This window comes from Hyalangium gracile, from assembly GCF_020103725.1.
Taxonomy (GTDB): Bacteria; Myxococcota; Myxococcia; order Myxococcales; family Myxococcaceae; genus Hyalangium; species Hyalangium gracile.
The window spans coordinates 113180-134093 of record NZ_JAHXBG010000011.1; the positions used below are offsets into that span (position 1 = coordinate 113180).

13 protein-coding genes are annotated in these 20914 nt (G+C 69.2%); 6 read left to right on the top strand and 7 right to left on the bottom strand.

Annotated features, from left to right (window positions below; all coding sequences use genetic code 11):
* Positions 1–59: 59 nt before the first annotated feature.
* Together KY572_RS23160 and KY572_RS23165 are read right to left on the bottom strand one after the other, a co-directional pair.
* Positions 60–353: a hypothetical protein gene (locus KY572_RS23160; RefSeq protein WP_224245116.1), complete on the bottom strand. Its 294-nt coding sequence runs from the start codon at positions 351–353 to the stop codon at positions 60–62.
* A gap of 269 nt (positions 354–622) precedes the next feature.
* On the bottom strand, positions 623–916 hold the full coding sequence (locus KY572_RS23165) for a hypothetical protein (RefSeq protein WP_224245117.1): 294 nt from the start codon (positions 914–916) through the stop codon (positions 623–625).
* 344 nt (positions 917–1260) lie between these two features.
* Here KY572_RS23165 and KY572_RS23170 point away from each other — a divergent pair, with 344 nt between their 5' ends.
* Together KY572_RS23170 and KY572_RS23175 are read left to right on the top strand one after the other, a co-directional pair.
* Positions 1261–2061, top strand: a complete 801-nt coding sequence (locus KY572_RS23170; RefSeq protein WP_224245118.1) for a hypothetical protein — start codon at positions 1261–1263, stop codon at positions 2059–2061.
* 117 nt (positions 2062–2178) lie between these two features.
* Entirely contained in the window at positions 2179–3321 is a 1143-nt protein-coding gene (locus tag KY572_RS23175; protein WP_224245119.1) for a PKD domain-containing protein, read from the top strand.
* Between the two features lie 13 nt (positions 3322–3334).
* On the opposite strand, the gene KY572_RS23180 is transcribed toward KY572_RS23175, so the two are convergent.
* Positions 3335–5269: a CocE/NonD family hydrolase gene (locus KY572_RS23180; RefSeq protein WP_224245120.1), complete on the bottom strand. Its 1935-nt coding sequence runs from the start codon at positions 5267–5269 to the stop codon at positions 3335–3337.
* 201 nt (positions 5270–5470) lie between these two features.
* Between KY572_RS23180 and KY572_RS23185 the strand changes: the two genes are divergently transcribed.
* From KY572_RS23185 to KY572_RS23195, 3 genes are all read left to right on the top strand, one after another.
* Positions 5471–7696, top strand: coding sequence for an MltF family protein (locus tag KY572_RS23185; protein ID WP_317987888.1), 2226 nt, complete (start codon positions 5471–5473; stop codon positions 7694–7696).
* Positions 7697–8554, top strand: coding sequence for a hypothetical protein (locus tag KY572_RS23190; protein ID WP_224245121.1), 858 nt, complete (start codon positions 7697–7699; stop codon positions 8552–8554). It abuts the gene before it with no gap.
* A 102-nt stretch (positions 8555–8656) separates the two neighbouring features.
* Positions 8657–9025 (top strand): VOC family protein, encoded by a 369-nt coding sequence (locus KY572_RS23195; RefSeq protein WP_317987889.1) that lies wholly within the window; start codon positions 8657–8659, stop codon positions 9023–9025.
* 30 nt (positions 9026–9055) lie between these two features.
* On the opposite strand, the gene KY572_RS23200 is transcribed toward KY572_RS23195, so the two are convergent.
* The 3 genes from KY572_RS23200 to KY572_RS23210 all read right to left on the bottom strand — a co-directional run bounded on the left by KY572_RS23200 (position 9056) and on the right by KY572_RS23210 (position 16671).
* Positions 9056–11074 (bottom strand): ATP-binding protein, encoded by a 2019-nt coding sequence (locus tag KY572_RS23200; protein ID WP_224245123.1) that lies wholly within the window; start codon positions 11072–11074, stop codon positions 9056–9058.
* 319 nt (positions 11075–11393) lie between these two features.
* Positions 11394–14984, bottom strand: coding sequence for an endopeptidase (locus KY572_RS23205; RefSeq protein WP_224245124.1), 3591 nt, complete (start codon positions 14982–14984; stop codon positions 11394–11396).
* Positions 14985–15168: 184 nt separating this feature from the next.
* Positions 15169–16671 carry an ArnT family glycosyltransferase gene (locus KY572_RS23210; protein WP_224245125.1) on the bottom strand — a complete coding sequence of 501 codons (1503 nt, stop codon included), beginning with the start codon at positions 16669–16671 and terminating at the stop codon, positions 15169–15171.
* 54 nt (positions 16672–16725) lie between these two features.
* Between KY572_RS23210 and KY572_RS23215 the strand changes: the two genes are divergently transcribed.
* Positions 16726–18234 (top strand): FAD-binding oxidoreductase, encoded by a 1509-nt coding sequence (locus KY572_RS23215; protein WP_224245126.1) that lies wholly within the window; start codon positions 16726–16728, stop codon positions 18232–18234.
* Between the two features lie 24 nt (positions 18235–18258).
* Here the strand turns inward: KY572_RS23215 and KY572_RS23220 are convergent, their stop codons facing one another.
* Positions 18259–20775 carry a choice-of-anchor A family protein gene (locus KY572_RS23220; RefSeq protein ID WP_224245127.1) on the bottom strand — a complete coding sequence of 839 codons (2517 nt, stop codon included), beginning with the start codon at positions 20773–20775 and terminating at the stop codon, positions 18259–18261.
* Positions 20776–20914: the final 139 nt, after the last annotated feature.

Here is a 20914-nt window from a genome sequence, read left to right on the forward strand (position 1 = left end):
GCTTCAGGAGCGCCACTCCCGCCGCAAGGGGGCGGGCCTGGGCGAGAACCCCCGGCGTCTCAGGACTGCAGTTCGAGCGACAGCGACTGGCCTGCCTCGAACTGGGGGGCCTGGCGCAGCCGCTCCAGCACCTGCTCGTGGCAGCGCAAGGTGACCATTGGAAGGGATCCCGGCTCGCTCACCCACTTGACCGCGTCCATCAGCCGGTGGGACTGCAAATAGTTCAGCACCCGCTCACGAAACTGCAGGCTCTCGTTGCGCCCCGCCTCGTAGAGAGCTCGACGATCACGCTGGGGCAAAGGGCGGTACGGCTTCTGCTCTTCCCGCGGCATGACGATCGCCTCAATCCACATTCCCTGCACCCTCCGGTTTGCGCATCCGAAAGTAGCAAGGGCCGTCGTGGATGCATCCCGCTCGCGTTGCATTCACCCGCCGAATGGTTGCGTGCGAACGCCACGAGGGGCCAAATCCCGAGGGGATGGGAGTTCAGGAAAAACCTGCAAGCCTCCGACGAAGGCTCGTAAGTCCTTGGGCCGACTGGGGTTTCAGGGGGTAGACCGAAAACGCGATTCCGGTCGTTCAAGATGGAAGAGCGAAGCCCGCGGACGCCACCGCGGGCGGCTCAGGACTGCAGCTCGAGGGAGAGAGACTTGCCTGCCTCGAACTCAGGGGCCTTGCGAAGCCGCTCCAGAACGCGCTCCTGACAGCGCAGCGTGACCATGGGAAGCGAACCCGGCTCGCTCACCCACTTGACCGCGTTCATGAGCTGATTGGCCTGCAGGAAGTTGAGCACCGTGGCTCGGAACTCCAGGCTCTCGTCGCGGCCGGCGTTGTACAGGGCGCGGCGGTCAAGCCGACGCGAGGGGCGGTAGGGCCTGGACTCCTCACGGGGCATGACGATTGCCTCGATCCACATGGTGCGGCCTCCGCGTGAGTGACAAGAAAACGGGCTACAGCAGATCATCGTGAGCCCTGTTCAGTAGTTGCGTCCAGATGCAAAACGACATGACGCGAAGAATCCTGAAACTTTTGCGTAGTAGGGCCTAAGGCCGCGCCAGATCAGGGGATTTTCCGCGTCCGCGCCTGGGTTGGCGGGCTGCGTCGAGGCCTCGAAGACGCGGGGTTGTCGCGACTCGGGGGGATTCCTTTTCTTTGAGAAGAGAATTTCCGAAGCGGTGGACCTGGCGTGGCGTGCGGGCAACGGCCAACCTGTGGCGTCCCACAATCCGCTATGGTGGCGCGCCGTCCTGGAGGATCCGAATGCGCCGCTTCACCCAGACCGCGGCCCTGTCGTTGGGGCTGCTGCTCGCGATGTCGTCCGTGGCCCGCGCCGATGGGCTCGGCACCATTCCCTATGGGGACAACTGCTGGGGCTCGGGCACGGACGCGGACCGGGACGGGCTCAACGACGACTGCGAGTACCAGCTGGCGTACTGGTTCATGCCGCAGCTGTGGTTCGACAGCGGCGAGAGCGGCTTCAACCGGCGGCCGTACTACTCGGTGAAGAGCGTGAGCTTCTCCACGCGCACGGTGCGGATCTTCTACCTGGACACCTTCTTTGACGACACCGGCGTGACGACGGGGCACGACGGCGATCCCGAGTTCCAGCTCTTCGAGCTCCACTACTCGGGCGGCCGCTGGTACCTGGACTGGGCCTACCTGTCCGCGCACCGCAAGAGCAGCTGTGACTCGTCGGCGTGGTACTCGCACGATCAGCTCGAGTACAGCACCGCGAGCGACGCGCGGAACGGGCCTCGCGGGTGGCCCACGCTCTACGTCGCCGAGGACAAGCACGCGACGTACAACAACCTGAGCACCTGTGACAGCGGCTGCTTCCTCCAGGACTACTGCAGCCGCACCACGTCCCAGTTCCTGGATACCTCGGCGAAGCTCGTGTCCCGGAACGTGGGCTCGACGACCGTGCAGCTCATCAACTCGATCGTCCTCAACGGGAAGACCGAGCGCCTGCTCGATGATGCGCCGTTCAAGGGCTGGGATGATCAGTGGTACCGGCCCAACTCCGAGGGCTATGGCCGTCACCTGATCGAATTCGGGTTCTAGCGGTCCGTGGCCAGCGCGCGTGGGCGCTCGTGGGCGCGAGGGGGATTGCTGGTCGCCGCCGGGCTGGTCGCGTTCGCGATCGCCTTGTGGCCAAAGGGGGAGGGGGGCTCGCCGCCCGTGCCTCCGGTGAGCGTGCGGAGTGAGGCCCCCGAGGCGGTTCAGCCTCCTCCAGTGCCGGCGCCCGTCGCTCGGCCGCCGCCGGACTCCGTGGCCACCTCCGAGCGGTCCTCCTGGGAGGTGCTCGCGGCGGCGCTTCATGAAGAGATGGTGCCGCTGGCCTCCAGCGTCGTGGTCGAGGCCATCGAGCGGGATCGCCCCTGGGTCTGCCAGGGCGAGCCAACGGCCTTGTCCGCGCGCCTCGGAGGAGTGCCGGAGCCAGGTGCGGTCTATCGGTGGGTCTGGCTCACCGGCCCTGGCAGCGCGGAGCTTCACCCCGGGCCGACGGTCCAATGGAAGGCTCCGGAGACGCCCGGCACATACGCGGTTCGCTTCCAGGTCTGCCGCGATCTCGGAGGGCGCCGCGTGGGAGTGCTGGCCGAGCGCCTCGTCGAGATCGACGTGCGCCCGTGCGGCGCGGGAGAGCGTCAGTCGCAAGAGCCTCTGCGCCTCACCGTCACCCAGCGCCGGCAAGGCACCTTCCTGCTGCAGGCGCTCTCCCAGACGGGGGCCCGGATCGACTCGTACCGGTGGGACTTCGGCGACGGCACCACCGGGACGACGACCGAGCCTCGGGTCGAGCACTCCTTTCCCCTCCAGCACCTGGGGCCCCACGACACCCGGAGCTTCACGGTGAGGGTCGAGGCCTTCGTCTCTCAGGGGCCTCCGCTCACGGCGATGGCGTTCGTGCTCACCCGCGGCTCGCCTCCGAACGACGAGCCTTCTCCGGTCGAGCTGGAGGTCTCCCGCTGGAGCGCCCAGCCCGACGGAGGCTGGCGCAGCGACGTGGTGGTTCGAGAGCTCTCGCCCGACATCACCTGGGACCGGGTCGAGCGCGTCACCCGGTACTGGGATGGAGGCGTGGAGGTCGCCACGCGGAAGTGGAGCGAGGGGCTCCACGTGGAGGAGCGGCTCGAGCAGGGCGGGTTTCGGGGCTACACCGTGGTGAGCCCCGCCGAGTCAGCTCCTGGCATCAAGCAGATCCTCGACTTCCTGTACGGCTACGACTCCGCGGGCCAGGAGGTGGTCATCTCCTGGAGCCCCTACAAGAGCGACGCGCCTCCGGTTCCTCCGGAGGCCTCGGAGCCGCTGCCTGCGAAGTAGCCGCCAGGGCCGGTCAGTCGTCGGCGGAGGGCAGGCGGTTGACCTTGATGAAGCTCGGGTTCACCGGCGAGTGGTAGACGCGGTGGGTGGCCTTCACGAAGTCGCTCTCCTTGGCCTCGAAGATGTTCGGGACGAAGGTCTGCGGGTTCCGGTCGATGAAGGGGAACCAGGAGGACTGCACCTGGATCATCACCCTGTGCCCGCGCTGGAAGGTGTGGAACACGTCGTTGATGACGAAGCGGACCTGGGTGGGCTCGCCGGGCTTGAACGGCTTGGGCTGGGAGTAGCTCTCGCGGAAGCGGCCACGGAACGGCTCGCCGCGCACGAGGGTCTGCTGCGCGCCCCGGTTCTGCTTGCCAGCCTCGGCATCGGCCTTGGTCCAGCCCGGCATCTTGCCCGGGTTGACGTCGATGAGCTTGACCACCCAGTCCGCATCGGTGCCGGTGGTGGAGACCCAGAGGTTGGCCTCCAGCGGCCCCGCCAGCGTCAGATCCTGCTCGAGCGGCTCGGTCTGGTACACGAGGACGTCCGGCCTGCGTGAGGCGAAGCGCTGGTCCTCCGTCATGTAGTTCTTGGGCCACACCGGCGTGATCTCCGCCGTCATGGGCACGGGCCGGGCCGGATCGCTGATGAACTCATCGAAGAGCGCGCCTCCCGAGCTGCTCGGCGGCGTGAAGGTGAGGCCCTCCTTGGGCTGGAAGTAGAGGCGCGCCTCGCGGACCTCCTTGGGCGGCCAGGCGTCGAAGCGGCGCCAGCGGTTGGTGCCGGTCTCGAAGACCATGGCCTCGGGCAGATCGGGCTTCTGGCCCCCCTTGAGGTGGTGCTTGAAGAAGGCGAGCGACACCTCCAGATAGGTGTTGCTCGTGCTGAAGCCGAAGTCCGCGTCCCCGAGCGAGATGCCCTCCGTGCGCTGCCAGCCCCCGTGAGACCAGGGGCCCATCATCAGCATGTTCGAGATGCCGGGGTTCTGCTTCTCGATGGTGCTGTAGGTCCGCAGCGGCCCATAGAGATCCTCGGTGTCGAACCAGCCACCCACCGTGAGCACGGCCGCCTTGATGTTGCGCAGGTGCGGCAGGATGTTCCTCGCCTTCCAGTAGTCGTCGTAGTTGGGGTGGGCGGTGAGCTCGTTCCAGAAGGCGATCTCGCCCTTGAAGTGGCGCGCGTTGACGTTGCTCAGCGGGCCCAGCTCCAGGAAGAACTGGTAGCCGTCCGGCGTGCCGTGCTCGAAGCGCTCCCAGTCCTCGCTGGAAGTGGGTTTGGGGCGGGCCTTGCCGAATGACGAGAAGAAGTTGAACGCCAGCACCAGGTTGAAGGCTCCATGCCGGTGCATGTCATCCCAGAACCAGTCCGCGATGGGCGCCTGCGGTGACACCGCCTTGAGCGCCGGGTGCGAGTCGATGGCGCCCGCCGAGCTGTAGTACCCCGGGTAGGAGATGCCATACAGCCCCACGCGGCCGTTGTTGCCGGGCACGTTCTTCACCAGCCACTCGATGGTGTCGTACGCGTCGGTGGTCTCGTCGATGTCCTTGGGCCCCCGCTTCGTCGTCAGGGTCGGGCGCACGTTCACGAACTCGCCCTCCGACATGTGCTCGCCGCGCACGTCCTGGAAGGCGAAGATGAAGCCCTCCTTCTCATAGGCGGCGCTCGGGCCCAGCCCGCCCTTGTACCGGTACGCTCCATACGGGGCGACCGTGTAGGGCGTGCGCTGCAGCAGGATGGGGAAGCGCTTCGTCGCCGTCGCGTCGTTCGGAACGTAGACGGAGGTGAACAGGCGCACGCCATCCCTCATGGGGATGCGGTACTCGAACTTGGTGTAGTGCGAGCGGATGAACTCGGCGCGCTCGGCCGCCGGGTCCGGCTTCGGGGGCTGGGCGGGAGCCTGGGCCCAGACCGGGCCCGTGAGGACCAGCAGCGAGAGGACTGCCAGACAGCGGGACATCAGGCGCATGTCGTCTCCATGATTCAGCATGAGGTCAGGGGATACCTCGGGCCGAGGGCTCACGGAACAGGCAATCCCGCGACTGAGTCCCGTGAAGGGGCCCCCCCTGCACAGCAGGACCCGAATTCCGGTAAAGGAGAGGACGCGGATGTCCGCCTCCGTGAGGTGCGCTCCTGAGAGGCACCGCCCGCGCAACAGGGGGTCTTCCTGGTGTCTTCGTCCGGCTTCAATCTGTCCCGCTCGCGGTGGCTGCTCGTCGCGGTGCTGGCGCTGTCCATGGCCTGTGAGCGCAGCCAGCCTCCCGCGCCGCCGCCTCCTCCTCCCGTGGTCGCGAAGGCCAGCACCCCGGCTCCGGAGCCCGAGGATCCCATCTTCCCAGAGGCCCCGCCGCCTCCTCCGCCCGCTCCGCCCGCCCCGCCGCCCGAGCCCCCGAAGGCCACGGGCGATCTGGCCGCCATCCGTGGCGGTGGAACGCTCCGCGTGCTCGTGGAGGGCACGGACGAGGACTTCCTGCCGCGCCAGGGCATGCCCAAGGCGCAGGACCGGGCCCTGCTGGAGCGCTTCGCCGAGAAGCAGGGGCTCGCCGTGGAGTTCATCCAGGCGCCGGCCTTCGACCAGCTCATCCCCATGCTGCGCGAGGGCCGGGGGGATCTCATCGCCGCCGACCTGACGGTGACGCCCGCCCGCGCCAAGGAGATCGCCTTCACCCGCCCGCTCCGGGTGGTGAGCGAGTTCGTCGTCGGCAAGCGCGGCGCGGCGGAGCTGCCTCGGAAGCCGGAGCAGCTCGCGGGCCGCACCGTCCATGTGCGCGAGAGCAACTCCTTCGTCGACTCGCTCCGGGAGCTGGCCCAGGGCAAGGCTTCCGGGCTCGTCATCGCGCCGGTGCCCGAGTCCACCGAGACCGAGGAGATCGTCTATCAGGTGTCTCGTGGCGAGCTTCCTCTCACGGTGGCCGACAGCCACCTGCTCACCGCCATCGAGGCCTACAACCCGGACGTGGAGCGGCTCTTCCCCATCGCCGAGGGCCGGCAGATCGCCTGGGCCGTCCGCCAGGAGAACCCCGGGCTGAAGCTCGCCCTGGACTCCTTCATCACCGAGCACGTCCTCACCGAGTACGCCTCCGAGCGCTTCACGGGCGATCTCGCGGCCATCCGCAAGCGCGGCGTGCTGCGCGTCCTCACCCGGAACAACCCCATCACCTACTTCCTGCACCGGGGCGAGCAGTACGGCTTCGACTTCGAGCTGGCCCGGGCCGCCGCCGAGGAGATGGGCGTGCGGCTGGAGATCGTCGTGCCCCCCTCGCGCGATCTGCTCATCCCCTGGCTCAACGAGGGCAGGGGAGACGTCATCGCCGCCTCGCTCACCGTCACGCCCGAGCGCTCGGCGGAGGTGGCCTTCTCGCGCCCCTACCTCTTCGTGGAGGAGGTGCTCGTGCAGCGCGCCAGCGGACCCAAGCTGGCTTCGCTCGCCGAGCTGAAGGGCCAGAAGATCCACGTCCGCGCCTCCTCCAGCTACCACTCCACGCTGCTCGCGCTCCAGAAGACCCATGGGCCCTTCGAGATCGTCCAGGAGCCGGAGGACCTCGAGACGGAGGCGCTGCTCGACCGGGTGGCCGAGGGCGAGATCCCCTTCACCGTCGCCGACAGCCACCTGCTCACCGCCGAGCAGTCCTACCGGGACGGGCTCGAGGCCGCGTTCCCGCTCCCCGTGGAGGGCGCTCCCGCGAGCAAGGAGGGCTCCCGGGGCATCGCCTTCGCCGTGCGCAAGGACGCGACGAAGCTGCGCGGCTTCCTGGATGGCTTCGTGAAGAAGATGTACCGCGGCACCCTCTACAACATGTGGCGCAAGCGCTACTTCGAGAACTCGCGCCGCGTCACCGAGGCCAAGGTGGAGCGCGTGGAGGTGTCCGGCACCCTGTCGCCGTATGACTCGATCTTCCAGTCGTACTCGTCCCGCTACGGCATGGACTGGCGGCTGATGGCCGCGCAGGCGTACCAGGAGAGCCGCTTCAACCCCAAGCTCAAGAGCTGGGTCGGCGCCATCGGCCTGTTCCAGGTGATGCCCGCCACCGGCCGCCAGCTCGGGTTCCGCAAGCTGGAGGACCCCGATGAGGGGACGCACGCGGGCGTCATGTACATGCAGCAGCTCGTGAACCGCTTCGAGCCCGGCATCCCCTTCAAGCACCGGCTGCGCTTCGCGCTGGCCTCCTACAACGCCGGCTACGGCCATGTGCAGGACGCGCGGCGCATCGCCAGGGAGAAGGGGTGGAACCCGGACAAGTGGTTCGGGCACGTGGAGAAGGCCATGCTCCTGCTCGAGCGGCCCCAGTACTACCGCCGCGCCCGCTACGGCTACTGCCGTGGCTCCGAGCCGGTGAAGTACGTCTCGGAGATCCAGAACCGCTACGTCAGCTACGTCGATCTGATCCCTCACTGAATGACCGAGCCCCTCACCTCGAAAGGCCCCACCGCGCGGGACCAGGAGCGCCACGCGGCGGAGGCCCCACCGCCTCAGCGGACGCTGCTCCAGCCCGGAGCGGAGGTGCTGGCGATGCTCGTGCGTCGGGGTTTCCAGCCCTCCCTGGCCACCCTGGATCTCCCTTTCCCTCCCGACGTGGACGGCGCCCTCGCCGAGCGCCTGGCGGAGCGGCTCAGCCACTACGCCTTCCGGCTCTTCCTTCGCGGCGCCATCCTCCGGCGTGGGAGCTTCCTCCCCGAGGAGGCCTCGAAGTACGTGGAGGCCGCTCGAGCCACCGAGATGGTCGAGGAGCTGGTGGAGCTGGGGCTCGCCGTGCGTGAGGAAGGCGGGCGCTACCGGCTGCTGCACCCGGTCCGCACCTTCGGAGGCACGCTGGAGTGGTACGTGGCTCGCGAGCTGCGGGGACGCCTGGGCTTCGACGTGGCGGTGGGCGTGAAGTTCCACGCTCCCGAGGTGGGCGGAGACCTCGACGTGGTGGCCGCCGCCGAGGGCCGGCTCCTCTATCTGGAGATGAAGTCCTCGCCCCCCAAGCACCTGGCGCCGGACGAGGTGGCCGCGTTCTTCCGACGCGTCCGGGCGCTGCGGCCCCACCTGGCGATCTTCGTCATGGACACGGCCCTGCGCCTCTCCGACAAGGTCCTGCCCCTGCTCCAGGCCGAGCTGAGCGCTCCCGCTCCAGAGCCCCGCCGCGTGCTGCGCGAGGTGTGGGCCCTGACTCCGTACCTTTATGTAGTGAACGCGAAGCAGGACCTGATGACCAACGTAGGCATCGCCATCGCCGAAGGATGGCGTGCGCTCTCTCCTCCTCCTCCCTAGGTTTCCGCCCTGGAGTAGGGTGCGCCGTCCGGTCAGTCGGGGCCGGCACAGGGGGAGTCAGCCATGGAATTCCACAGGGGTCGTCTGTTCGATCACGTTCACTTGAAGGTCCGCGATATCGAGGCGAGCAAGCGCTTCTACCGGGCCGTCTTCGAAGCGCTGGGCATTCCCTTCGGTGGAGAGCGCCCGGGCGCGTTCTGGGCCGATGAGTTCTACGTCAGCGCGGAGGAGCCGGTGACCCAGAAGATGCACCTGGCCTTCCAGGCCAAGGACCGGGAGACGGTGCACCGCTTCCACGCCGCCGCGCTCGCGGGAGGAGGGCGCGACAACGGCGGACCGGGCGAGCGCCACTACCACCCGGGCTACTACGCCGCCTTCGCGCTCGACCCGGATGGCAACAACATCGAGGCCGTCTTCCACGGGCCCTCGCGGCGCTCGGCGGAGTCCATCGTCGTGACTCCCGGGGGCTGAGCCCCGCGCACGAAGTCCCTCGGGCTCCGCTCAGGCGCGGGGCCCGGGGTTGGGCGGCGCCTGGGCGATCAGCGTGCGGATGTGCTCGGGATCGAAGGGCTTGTCGATGCGCGGGAAGGGCACCGTCTGAAGGAAGGTGCGCGCGCGCTCCGTGAAGCTGCCGCCCGTCATGAAGACGAACCGGTCCAGGCAGTCCTTCTGGCGGGACGCCAACGCCTCGTACACGTCCATGCCCGTGAGGTCCGCCATCATCAGATCGCAGAAGATGCGATCGAAGGCGTCGTCCTTCTCCAGCAGCGCCAGCGCCTCCCGCCCGCTCTGCACCACCACCACCTCGTGCGAGCGGCCGATGATGCGCTTGAACACCGCGGCGATGCCCGGCTCGTCGTCGATGACCAGCACCCGCTTGGGACGGGACGCTCGCGCCGCCGACATGGGCGTCAGCAGCGGCGCCGGCTGCGTGCTCGTCGGCAGCACCACCCGGAACGTGCTCCCCACGCCCGGCCGGCTCGTGGCGCTCATCTCCCCCTTCATGCTCTGCACCAGCCCCAGGCAGATGGACAGCCCCAGCCCCATGCCGTCGCCCACGTTCCGCGTGGTGAAGAAGGGCTGGAAGGCGCGCTCCAGCACCTCCGGCGTCATGCCGCGGCCCGTGTCGCTCACCTCCACCACCACCCGCCCGTTCTCCATCCGCGTGGTGATGGTGATGCGGTGGCGCGCCACGTCCCCCTCGGGGATGGCCTGCGCGGCGTTCATCAGCAGGTTGAGGAACACCTGCCCCAGCTTGGCCTCGTTGCCCAGCACCGTCGGCACCGGGTTGTAGCGCCGGTCCACCTGCGCCCGGTGGCGGATGTGCGGCATGGCCATGGAGATGCTGAACTCCAGCGCCTCGCGCACGTCCACAGGCCCCAGCAGCGACTCGTCCGCCCGCGCGAAGCGCTTCAGGTCCGTGAGGATGGCCCGGATGCGCTCGGCCCCCGCGCGCGCGTCCTTCAGCGCCTCGAGCGGCTCCTGGAGCACCTCCGTGTCCGGCAGTGGCTCCGACAGCCCTCCCAGGTACTCCATGGCGAAGTGCAGGTTGCCGATCACGAAGGACAGCGGGTTGTTGATCTCGTGCCCCACGCCCGCCGCGAACTGCCCGGCCACCGCCAGCTTCTCCGACTGCACGAGCTTCTCCTGCGCCGCGAGCAGCTCCTTCGCGCGGTGCTGCGCCAGCGCCTCCGCCTCCAGGCGCAGCGAGTATTCCCGGGCCAGCAGCGCGTCGCGCTCGGCCTCCAGCTTCTTCTGCTCGCCGATCTCCCGGAAGAAGGCGGACATGCCCTGCCCCGAGGGATAGGCGTGCACCTCGAACCAGCGGTTCGGCGGCAGCTGGACCTCGAAGTGCGCGGGGACCCGCTCCGCCATGATGCGGCGGAAGGCCTGATCCCGCGGCGGCGCCGTCAGCAGCGGGAGCATCTGCCACAGGCTGCGACCCAGCATCTGCTCGCGCGACGTGCCGGAGATCTCCTCGGTGCGCTCGTTGACGTAGGTGAAGTTCCAGTTCGCGTCCACCGAGAAGAAGGCACCCGGGTTTCCCTCCAGGATCTCCACCATGCGGTTGCGCGTCTGCTGCAGCGCCTCCTCGGTCCGCCGCGAGGAGCTGATGTCCCGAAAGCGCGCGATGAGGAAGCCCCGGAGCTTCATCGCCGTACAGTGGAGCCAGCCCTCGCCCCGGCTGTCCGCACGGGCCGCGGACAGCTCCGCCGTGACGGACTGGCCCGACGCCTCCGCCGCGCAGAGCACCGCCAGCCAGCCCACCGCGTCACGCTCCGGCAGGAGCTTGCGGAGCCGCTGTCCGCTCAGCCCCCCCGGGGTGGGGCCCAGGATGGACTCGGCGGCCGGGTTGGAGTGGATGCACTCGAAGTCCGTGATCGTCCCCTCGGGGTCGCGCAGGGGCGACAGGAACAGGCTGCCCTCGGGAGAGACGCGCTCGGCCTCCATGAGCGCGCGCAACAGCGTGGTGTCCTCGATGGTGTCCGACGCGAGCTGTGGTTTGGTTGAGGCGGACATCACGGTTCTCCAGCCGAGAGGATACGGTCCCCGGACGGTCGGGTGGACCCCTTGGCCTGAACACTGCTCCCCATTGGAGGAGCCTACTCCACCCACGGCACGCTGGGATGCTCGAAACCCAGACATCCAGGCAGGAGAGCGAGGGAAATCATTAGAAGAGATGTGAGTATTTCTCCGAGTGAAGTAGGAGGGCTCCAGGGACGCTGGGGCCTCAAAGCAGAGAGGGCCCCCAGGTCTTCCCCGGGAGCCCTCTCTTGGACTGGCGTCACCGCACCCGGCCACGCTGACCGGTCAGGTCAGCGCGGGAGGCGGATGTTCCTCAGCGGTCCGCCCGGCGGCCCTGCGTCGCCCGGGTCGGCGTGGACTTCGTGGGCGTGGACTTCGCCAGCGGCGCGGAGACCGTGAAGACCAGGTCGTCGCGGTCGTTGTAGCTGCCCGAGACGCAGGTGCCCGCCGAGCCACCATACCGGAAGCCGGCGCGGAGGGCCTGCTGGCCGGTGGCCGAGGCGTTCAGCGTGAAGGTGTGGCTGAAGGTGTAGAAGCCGCGCGTGGAGGGGCAGGCCAGCGACGTGGCCAGCGCCGTCCAGGTGGGCGAGGCCGCCGTGGGGTTCGTCGCGTAGTACAGGTCCAGCCTGTCCGTGGAGTCATAGCACCACACCCTCACGTCCACCTTCACCTGCTTGCCCGGGGCGAGGGTGCCCTCGTCCGTGCTCTTCAGGCTGATCTGCTCGAGGCTCTCGTCCGTCTGGTAGGTGCCGGAGTTGCCATCGGCGCAGGTGCTGCCCAGGGTGTTGGGCCGGTTGGTCTCGTTGCCGCTGGTCATCGTGCCACGGCCCTTGATGGCGGTGGTGCCGGTGTCACAGCCGCACGCGGCGGTGCAGCTCGGGACCTTGAGCGTGGCGTTGTAGGTGGCCACCTGCGGCGTGCAGAGGTTCGCCGTGGTGAAGCTGGAGGCGCCGCTGTAGGTGCCCGCGCCGCAGGTGTCCTTGGCGCGCGCCCGCCAGTAGTAGGTGGTGTTGGCGTTCAGCGCCGGGGAGACGGCCCAGGTGCTGGCCGCCGCCGCCGTGTTGGCCGCCACCACGTTGGTGAAGGCCGAGTCGGTGGCCACCTGCACCTCGTAGGCGGAGGCGCCGGTGACGTCCGTCCAGTCCAGGGTCGCCGTGGCCGAGACGCCGGTGGCGCCGTTGGCGGGGGCGGACAGGGTGGGCGCCGCGAGCACCGTGCAGCCGCGCGTGGTGAAGCTGCGGGCCGAGGACCAGGCGCTGGCGCCGCCGCAGCTGTTGGCCGCGCGCACACGCCAGTAGAAGGTGGAGTTGGCGGCCAGGGCCGGCGCCGCCGTCCAGGTGCTGGCCGTCAGCCCGGAGGCCGAGGCCACCACGCTGGCGAAGGCCGAGTCGCTGGCCACCTGCACGTCGTAGGTGGCGCCCGACACGTCCGCCCAGTCGAGCACCGCGGCGAAGTCCACGCCGGTGGCGCCGCTGGCCGGGCTGGCCAGGGCCGGAGCGGAGGGCGCGGTGCAGGACGGCGTCGCGCAGACGCAGGTGCTGGCCTCGCCGTAGCAGGCGGCGTTCGAGGCGGCGCCGACGATCGAGTAGCAGTACTGCCGGCCGTTGGCGACCTCGCTGTCGGTGTAGGTGGTGCCCGTCACCGTGGCGACCTTGGCCTTGCCGAAGTTGCAGCCGGCGAAGCCCTCGGTCTTCATCACCCAGTACTGCGAGGCGCCGCTGGTGGTCGTCCAGCTCAGGGACACCTGGCCGTCACCCGGGGTGGCCGTGGCGGAGGGCGCCGCGGTGGGGCCGCCCGCGCAGCCGCTGTTCACCGGCGCCGGGGTGTTGCAGGCGATGTTGTGGCGGTTGAAGGCCGCGTAGATGGCGGACATGTGCGGCGTGCCGTCGTTCAGGTTGCCGTTGTCGTCGTCCGCCGCCAGCCAGGACATGTAGCCGTTGGTGGCGCCGCAGCCGTTGGAGGTGCCCGCGGTGCAGTCGCACGAGTGCCACGTGCCCACGTTGCCGCTGCCCTGGTAGAAGATCTTGTTGGCGACGATGAAGGCGGTGTTCGAGTCGTAGTTGAACGGCGCCGCGCGCAAGTCCCGCGCGACGAGATCCCAGGCGGCCTGGCGCGCCGGAGCGGCGGCGCAGTGCACCTGGCGGCCGCAGGGGCCCGTGCTGGAGCTGCACCGCGGGCAGACGTGGTTCTGCGGGGTGTCCGGGGTGTTGTCCGAGTGCTTCGCCCAGTCGGCGTCACGCACGCCGGAGCACTGCGTGGCGCAGTGGGCCGCGCCCGTCTGCGCCTCGTTCACGTTGTAGCCCGAGCCGTCCGGCGTCTGGCCGCAGCCCTTGTCGGAGGTGTGGAAGAAGCCGTAGCCCACGCACGAGGTCTGCAGGCGGTAGATGGCCGCGATGTCCGCGTAGCCCTCGCTGGAGTTGCTCAGCGTGCCGTTGGAGTCGAAGTCGTCCATGCCGTGGCCCCACTCGTGGTCGAACACGGCGCCGATCTCGCCCGTGTTCCGGCAGCCGCCGCCGCTCTTGTAGAAGTTGACGGTGGAGCCGTTCCAGAAGGCGTTGCACGTGCTGGAGAGGTTGACGTTGGAGGTCAGCACGCCCTGGAGCCAGGTGTTGTTGGGCAGCCAGCCGCGGGCCTGCTCCTTGAGCTTGTTGAGCTCATAGAAGGAGGAGCGCGCCGCCGCGGTGTTGCCCGCGCCGCCACCGCCCGTGGTGCAGTCGTGGTTGCCGTTGACGCCGCCCAGGTTCATGTTGCCCGTGGCGGAGCTGAAGCTCACGGAGCCGCACGAGTCGGCGATCTTCACGTACTTGCCGGACAGCGTCGTGGTGGCCGTGCCGGAGGTGTAGCTGTAGACGCCGGCGCCGTCCGTGTAGTTGTTCGGCGAGGCCAGGCCCGTGTTGGCCCAGGGCATCGGCGAGTTCGGCTGCATCGTGCCGCACGTCTCGTTCGAGGCGCACACCTCGATGTTGGTGGACGGGTAGACGCCGCCGGTGATGCTGGCGTCCAGGTAGTGGTTGTCGTCCTCGATGGCGAGCACCTCGTTGGTCTGCGCATCCACCGTCACCTTCCAGCGCTCGTTCTCCCCGGGGCGCTGGAAGCCGTAGGTCCACACCAGGGCGTGGGTGTAGCCCTGGCCGAAGCTGCCTACGAACGTCTGGCCCTTGGACACGTCCGCGCGGGCCAGGGGGGCGATCTCGAGCGTGGGCTGCTTCCACAGCTCGCCCGGCGTCTCGAACAGGCCCAGGTAGTCACCGGCGCTGCCCATCGCCTGCTGCGCCGACATCACCGGCCTGGTGGACAGCTTCGGGTGGGCCCAGGCCTCGGTGCCCAGGAGGATGAGGTTGCCGTGGCTGATGACGGCCGCCACGCGCGCCTCGCGCACCGGCACCCCGTTCACCTGCTGCGGGATGTGGACGTGCCACAGGTGCTCCGTCACCGCCGTCACGCGCGGCTCGCCCAGGTGCAGCGGGTCCACGCCGATGGCCGGCGCGTTGTCCGCGATGAACTTGACGATGAGGTCGGCCACCACCGCCTCGTCCACCTGCGCCACGGCGCGGCCGAGCTGCTGGCGCACGCTCTGCAGCGTCACCTTGTTGCCCACGCCGTCTCCCGGGATGAGCGGAATCACGCCCTGGATGGCGGTGGCGGCGCCCGTGCGCGGATCCACGTACACGTGGAAGTCCCGGCCGTTGCGCGCGAAGAAGTCGTTCCACGCACTGGCGCTCACCGCGGACATCCTCGTCTGCATGTCCTGGAGCGGCTCGTTGGTGATGGGCAGGTAGAGCTCCGGCTTGAAGAAAGCCTTGCTCGACAGCGTGCTCGGAGTGGGCTGCGGGGGAACGATCGCCTGGCTCGACACCGACAACAGCAGTGCGAGACAGGCAAGCAACTTCGCGACATGGCGCATACGGCGCTCCTGATGGGGGATACGAGACAGGGACCGGAGGTGACTTCCCCAAGACCAGGCGGCGCAGGACGAAGGCTGGAAGAGAATTGCCGCCAAAAGCCTGATTCGGGGGCAGCCTCTCTAAACTAGAAACCTATGCCAGACAAGGACTAGCAGTGCGCGCCGCAATCACTTGCAGTTGAGCTCAAGTTTTCGGCCAGATCTGTACCCAGTCATCCTGGATGAGCTTGCCGCCCGTCCTCTCCGTGGTGCCGCTGGCCGAGAAGGAGCGGGGCTCGCGCAGCGCCAGCACTCCGGCCTCGAGCCAGAGGAGGAGCAGGGCGGCGGCGGCGAGCGCGGGCAGCTTGCCGGCGAGGCCGGGGCGGCGGGAGGCCAGCACCTTCGCGGGCAGGAGCAGCAGCGGGAGCAGGGCCGGGAAGATGGCCAGCAGCCCTCGCGCGTAGCCGAAGAAGGCCAGGGTGATGAGCAGGCGGTGCAGCACCACGAGGGTGAAGAGGCTGAAGGCGCGGTGGGGCGCGCGTAGCGAGAGCGCCGCCCCGAGCAGCAGCAGCAGCGTGAGCGGCCACTTGAGCCAGGTGCTCTCGGGCACGAAGACGTCCACGGGAGGCCGGGCGCCGCGCAGCCCCGAGGGGAAGTCGGAGGCCCCGAGCCCCAGGCTCAGCCCGTCCAGCCAGCGGTCCAGCTTGCGCAGGAGCAGGGGGGCCGCGTCGCCGGGGTGCTCGGCCATCCAGCGCAGGCCCTCCGCGTAGCCGTGGAGCAGCAGGCGGCGCTGGGCCGGGTTGGCCACGTCGAGGTTGCCGCTCACGCCGAGCTGGTTGATGACGTCCGGCGTGAAGCCGCCCGTGGCCTGGGCGTTGTTCGCCATGGCGAAGTTGATGGGCCCGTACACGGTGACCAGGGTCAGCTCCGGGAGCGGCTCGAGGTCCGGGTTGCGCGCGTTGAGCTCCTGGAGCACCCGCGCGTTGCGCACGCTCCACGGGGCCAGCACCGCCAGGCAGACGGCCCCCGCCACCGCCCAGCGGACGAGCTGGGGCTTCCAGGGCACCTGCCGCTCCCGGTCGAAGGCGACGTAGGCCAGGAGGAAGGGCCAGAGGTAGAGGTGCTCGGCCCGCGTCAGCGAGCCCAGGCCCATGATGGCGCCCAGGAGCACGGCGGCTCCCCACGTGAGGCCTCGGGTGGACTGGAGCACGAGCCAGCACGTGGCGGAGAGGAAGAGCGCGTACAGCACCTCGTTGCTGTACGTGGTGGAGAGCAGCAGCCAGCCGAAGCTCGCCGAGAAGAGCCCCGCGGCGAGCAGGCTCCAGCCCGTGCCCAGCACCCGGCGCCACCACCAGAAGGAGAACGCCACCGTGGCCGAGTTCAGCACCGCGAGGCTCAGCTTGTAGGGGAAGGCGCTGCCGCGCGGCTCTCCCAGGAGCTGGTAGAGCAGCCCGAGGAACGCGGGGAACAGGGGCGGGTGGTACGGGAGCGAGGCCTGGGCTGGCCTGTCCCTCACCCAGTCCAGGGCGTACCCATGGAAGAAGCGGGTGTCTCCATAGAAGAAGATGGAGAACGGCCAGTCCCGGTCCGGCGCGCCCAGCAGGTACAGCAGCCGGAGCAGCAGGCAGAGCAGGAACGTCCCGAAGACGCCCAGGGCGACCGGGTGCCGCGTGCAAAGCTGTCGCGCGCTGAGGAGGAGCCGGCGCATGGACCGGTATCCACCTTATATGGAAGCGCGGGTTCGGTGCAGGATAGGCCCACCATGCCCCATCCCTCCGAGCCCTTCTTCAGCGCTGCCCGGGAGCAACTCGGTCCCGATGTCGTGGACACGACGCCCGAGACGCTGGCGCGCTATGCCGTGAACCTGCTGCCCGTGGGCGCCCTGCCTCCGGCTGGAGTCGTCTACCCAGGCTCGACCGAGGACGTGCAGGCCATCGTCCGGATGGCCAACCAGCACGGCATCCACCTGTGGCCCACGAGCACGGGAGAGAATCGCGGGCTGGGGCTCAAGTCTCCGGTGAAGCCAGGGCAGGTGGTGGTGGACCTGGGGCGGCGCATGAAGCGCATCGTCGAGATCGACGAGACGCTCGCCTATGCCGTGGTGGAGCCCGGCGTCACCTACGCGCAGCTCCATGAAGAGCTGGGCCGGCGCGGGCACAAGCTGATGATGGACACCACCTCCGGTCCGCCCGATGGGGGCATCCTGGGGAACACGCTCGACAAGGGCGCCGGCTACACGCCGTACTTCGACCACTTCGGCATGAGCTGTGGCTTCGAGGTGGTGCTGCCCACGGGGGAGGTGGTGCGCACCTCCGATGGGGCCCTGCCGGGCTCGAAGACGCAGTACCTGTCCAAGTATGGCTACGGCCCGTTCCTCGACGGCCTCTTCATCCAGTCCAACCTGGGCATCGTCACGCGGCTGGGTGTGTGGCTGATGCCCCGGCCTCCCGTGCTGCGCTCCTTCTTCTTCACCTTCCCGGAGGACGAGGACCTGAGCGAGATCATCGAGCTGGTCCGCCCGCTCAAGCTCAACAACGTGGTGCCCACGCTCATCAAGGTGACGAGCGACGTGTACGCGTTCGGGACGGAGGAGACGTACCCCTTCGACAAGACCGGCGGCCGGACGCCGCTACCTCCAGAGGTGCGCAGGGAGCTGCGGGAGAAGCACGGGCTCGGCGCGTGGCTGGTCTCCGGCGCCTTCTACGGGGCCTCGGAGGAGGCCGTGCAGCCGCTGCTCGAGCGGGTGAAGGCCCACTTCCTGCGCTCCGGCAAGGCGCGCTACATCGCGCACGCCGAGGCGGAGAAGAGCCGCATCCTGAAGATCCACATCGACACGTTCAGCGGGCAGCCCACCAAGGACGAGCTGGGGCTGCTCCAGTGGCGGCCTGGAAGCGGGGCCACCTGGTTCCTGCCCGCCACGCCCATGGTGGGGAAGGTCGCCAACGAGCAGCAGGCGTTGTCCCGCCGCATCCTCGCCGAGCATGGCTTCGAGTTCGTCACCGAGTACGTGTGTGGACCGCGCCTGGCCCGGGCGCTGCACATCCTCCTCTACAACCGGCAGGACGCCGAGGAGCGCCAGCGCGCCGGGCGCTGCTTCCGAGCCCTGCTGAAGGCCTATGCCGAGGCCGGCTTCACGGTGGCCCGGGCGCCGCTCGACATGCAGCAGGAGGCGATGGCCCAGCTCCAGGGCGTGCCCGAGGTGCTCTCGCGCATCAAGCGGGCCCTGGATCCGGAGGGCATCCTGGCCCCTGGCAAGTACGGCGTCTCCTGAATCGCGGGCGGTGGCCCGGGGGCCTTACTGGCAGGAGGCGCGGTCGTTCAGCACGTTGAGGTGGCCCTCCGCCGTGCCCGTCATCGACACGGCGTAGATGCCTCCATCCCAGTTCCCGTTGTTGAAGGTGACATCGGCATGGGGGGCCAGCAGCGTGCCCCAGATGCCGATGCTGCTGGCATGGAAGGTCGTCGCCTCCGGGAGGTTGTAGAGGATGCCGTGGGCATCGATGCCTCCGCTCATCGTGATGCCCATGTTCGAGAGCGTGGCGGTGGTGCCTCGGATGTTGATGATCGCCAGCGAGCCGGCTGGCGCGCGGATGTCCAGCTGGTTGAGGCCGTTCAAGGCGCTGCCCTGCACCTCGAAGACGTTCACCTTGGGGTTCGTGCCGCTCAGCGAGAGCAGGTGGTAGCCCCCGGACGAGCGCGTCGCCGTGCCCGTGGGAGTCAGGGCCGCGAGCTGGGCGGACAGGCTGCGCAACTGGGTGAAGCGGGCGGCGAAGTCGATGGGCGCGCCGCGCGACAGGGTGCCCCGGTGGAAGGTGACGCCCCCGCCCGTGCTGTAGGCGCCTCCATAGAAGGCCTCACCCCAGACGCTGCCGCTGGTGAGGTTCAGGTTGCCTCCCGCCACCAGGAGCCGGGAGACGTTGTTGTTCGGCAGGTCCTCGCCCACCGAGAAGCTCATCATGTGGATGTTGCCGCCTGCCGCGACCTTGCCCCGCACGTCCATGCCTCCGGTGTAGTTGCGCAGCACGAAGAGGGTGTAGTCGCTCAGCCGGATCTCGGTGCCCACGATCGAGACCCTGCGAGAGGCCGTGGCCACGCGGCCCCCTCGGTCCGCCACCCGGTACGAGAGCGTGTACTGACCCGGGACGGAGGTGTTCACGTTGCCGGAGGTGACGATCCGCGAGGTGATGTCGCCTTCGCACTGATCGTGGGCCGTGGCGCCCGGCTCGACGAAGGGCGCTCCGCACACCAGGGACAGGGAGGGGGAACCCTGGAGGGTCAAGGCAGGGGGGAGCGTGTCGGCCACCGTGACCGTGACGACGGCTGGAGCGGAGCGGTTGCCGGCCGCATCCGTCGCGACATAGCTCAGCGTGTAACCGGGAGCAGGGCGTGGCTCTCCCAGGTTCACCGAGCCGCTCACGGTGATGCTGCTCTGGGGCAGGGGGCCGTCGCAGGGATCGCTCGCGGTGGCCCCTGGCGGGGTGAAGGTGGCTCCCGCGGTGCACTCCCGTGACAGGTTCGGCGGCCCGCTGACGGTGAGCGTCGGCGGCACCTTGTCCAGCACCTCCACCACGCCCGAGCAGCTCGCGGCGTGGTTCGCCCGATCCGTGCACGTCAGCGTCACCGTCGTCGTGCCGATGTCATAGGGGCCCTCCGGGCTCTGCGTGCAGCCCACCAGGTCGCCATCCGGATCGCTGGAGCCTTCGTTGATGTCCGCGGGCAAGCCACAGGTGAGCGTCGCGGTGACCGTCACGTTCCGGCAGAGGGCCACCGGCGGGTGGGAGCCGCTCGGCAACTGGGGGCGCTTGCAGAACGAGGTGCACGTCCCGATGGTGGCGTTGGCGTCGCCGGTGCGGCCGTTCTTGATGCCCTCGTCGCACTCTTCGCCGTGGACGGTGTCCACCACGCCGTCTCCGCACCAGTTGTTCCGGCATGACCACGAGCACGTCTCCCTGGCCGGCTGTCCGGAGACCGCGGGCGCCCCGTTGAGCAGATCGCCCAGGTCGCACTCCTCGCCCGTCATCGGATCGGGCGTGCCGCAGCCGGCACTCTGCGCCGCGGCGCCTCGCACCACCAGGTAGGGCGTGCCCACCTCGGGCCGCGCCTCGCCCTCGCTGTAGTCCAGGTAGGTGCGCTGGCCCGGGATGGGGGCTCCCGTCGAGCTCTTCGCGAGCGCCGCGAACGCGAAGGTGTGCTCCGGGTAGGTGGTGAACACCGAGCGCGCCGCGCACCCATCACCCGAGAGCATGTCGTCCGTCAGGCCGTCCGAGAGCAGGGAGGGAGACATCTGGAACAGGTGCCCGCTGTCGGCGCAGCCTTGCACGCCCGTCACCCGGAAGGTGCCGAAGGGCTCCAGGAGCGGCACCGCCGTGTCGGGCGGGGCGCTCTGATAGGCGCAGCCCAGGGCGATGTACATCGCGGTCAGGTACTGAGGAGAGTCGAGCACGAAGTGGATCGCGCGCTCGACCAGCTCCTCGGTGCCGTTGGAGGTCGGGTCCGTCGCCAGGAGCGCGACGTTGCCGTCGACGATGGCTCCCCAGGCCGAGCGGCTGTCGATGGCGGCCTGGAACGCGTCCGTGCCGCTCTGACACGCCGCATCGCCGATGACGAGGGCTCGGTAGGTCATGAACTGCTCGGCCGACATGGCCCGCCACTGCGACGGGGTGACGACGTGGACCTCCGAGCCATAGAAGCGGCCCGCCGCCACCGCCTCGCGGCTCCGAAGGCCGCCGCTGACGCTGCTGGCGAGGATCAGCACCTTGTTGGTGCTCCGGCTGAAGGGCTCGATGTCCCGCTCTCCACAGGACAGAGCCATGACGGCAACCACGAGCGCCCATGCGCGCCCCATGGAACTGAGTCCCATGCTGAGCCCCTTCGCTGCGGCGGACCCCGACAGTCCGCTCCGGGGGGGATGATACGCGAGATTCACCGCGCCGGAGCGTCCGTCCGAGGCC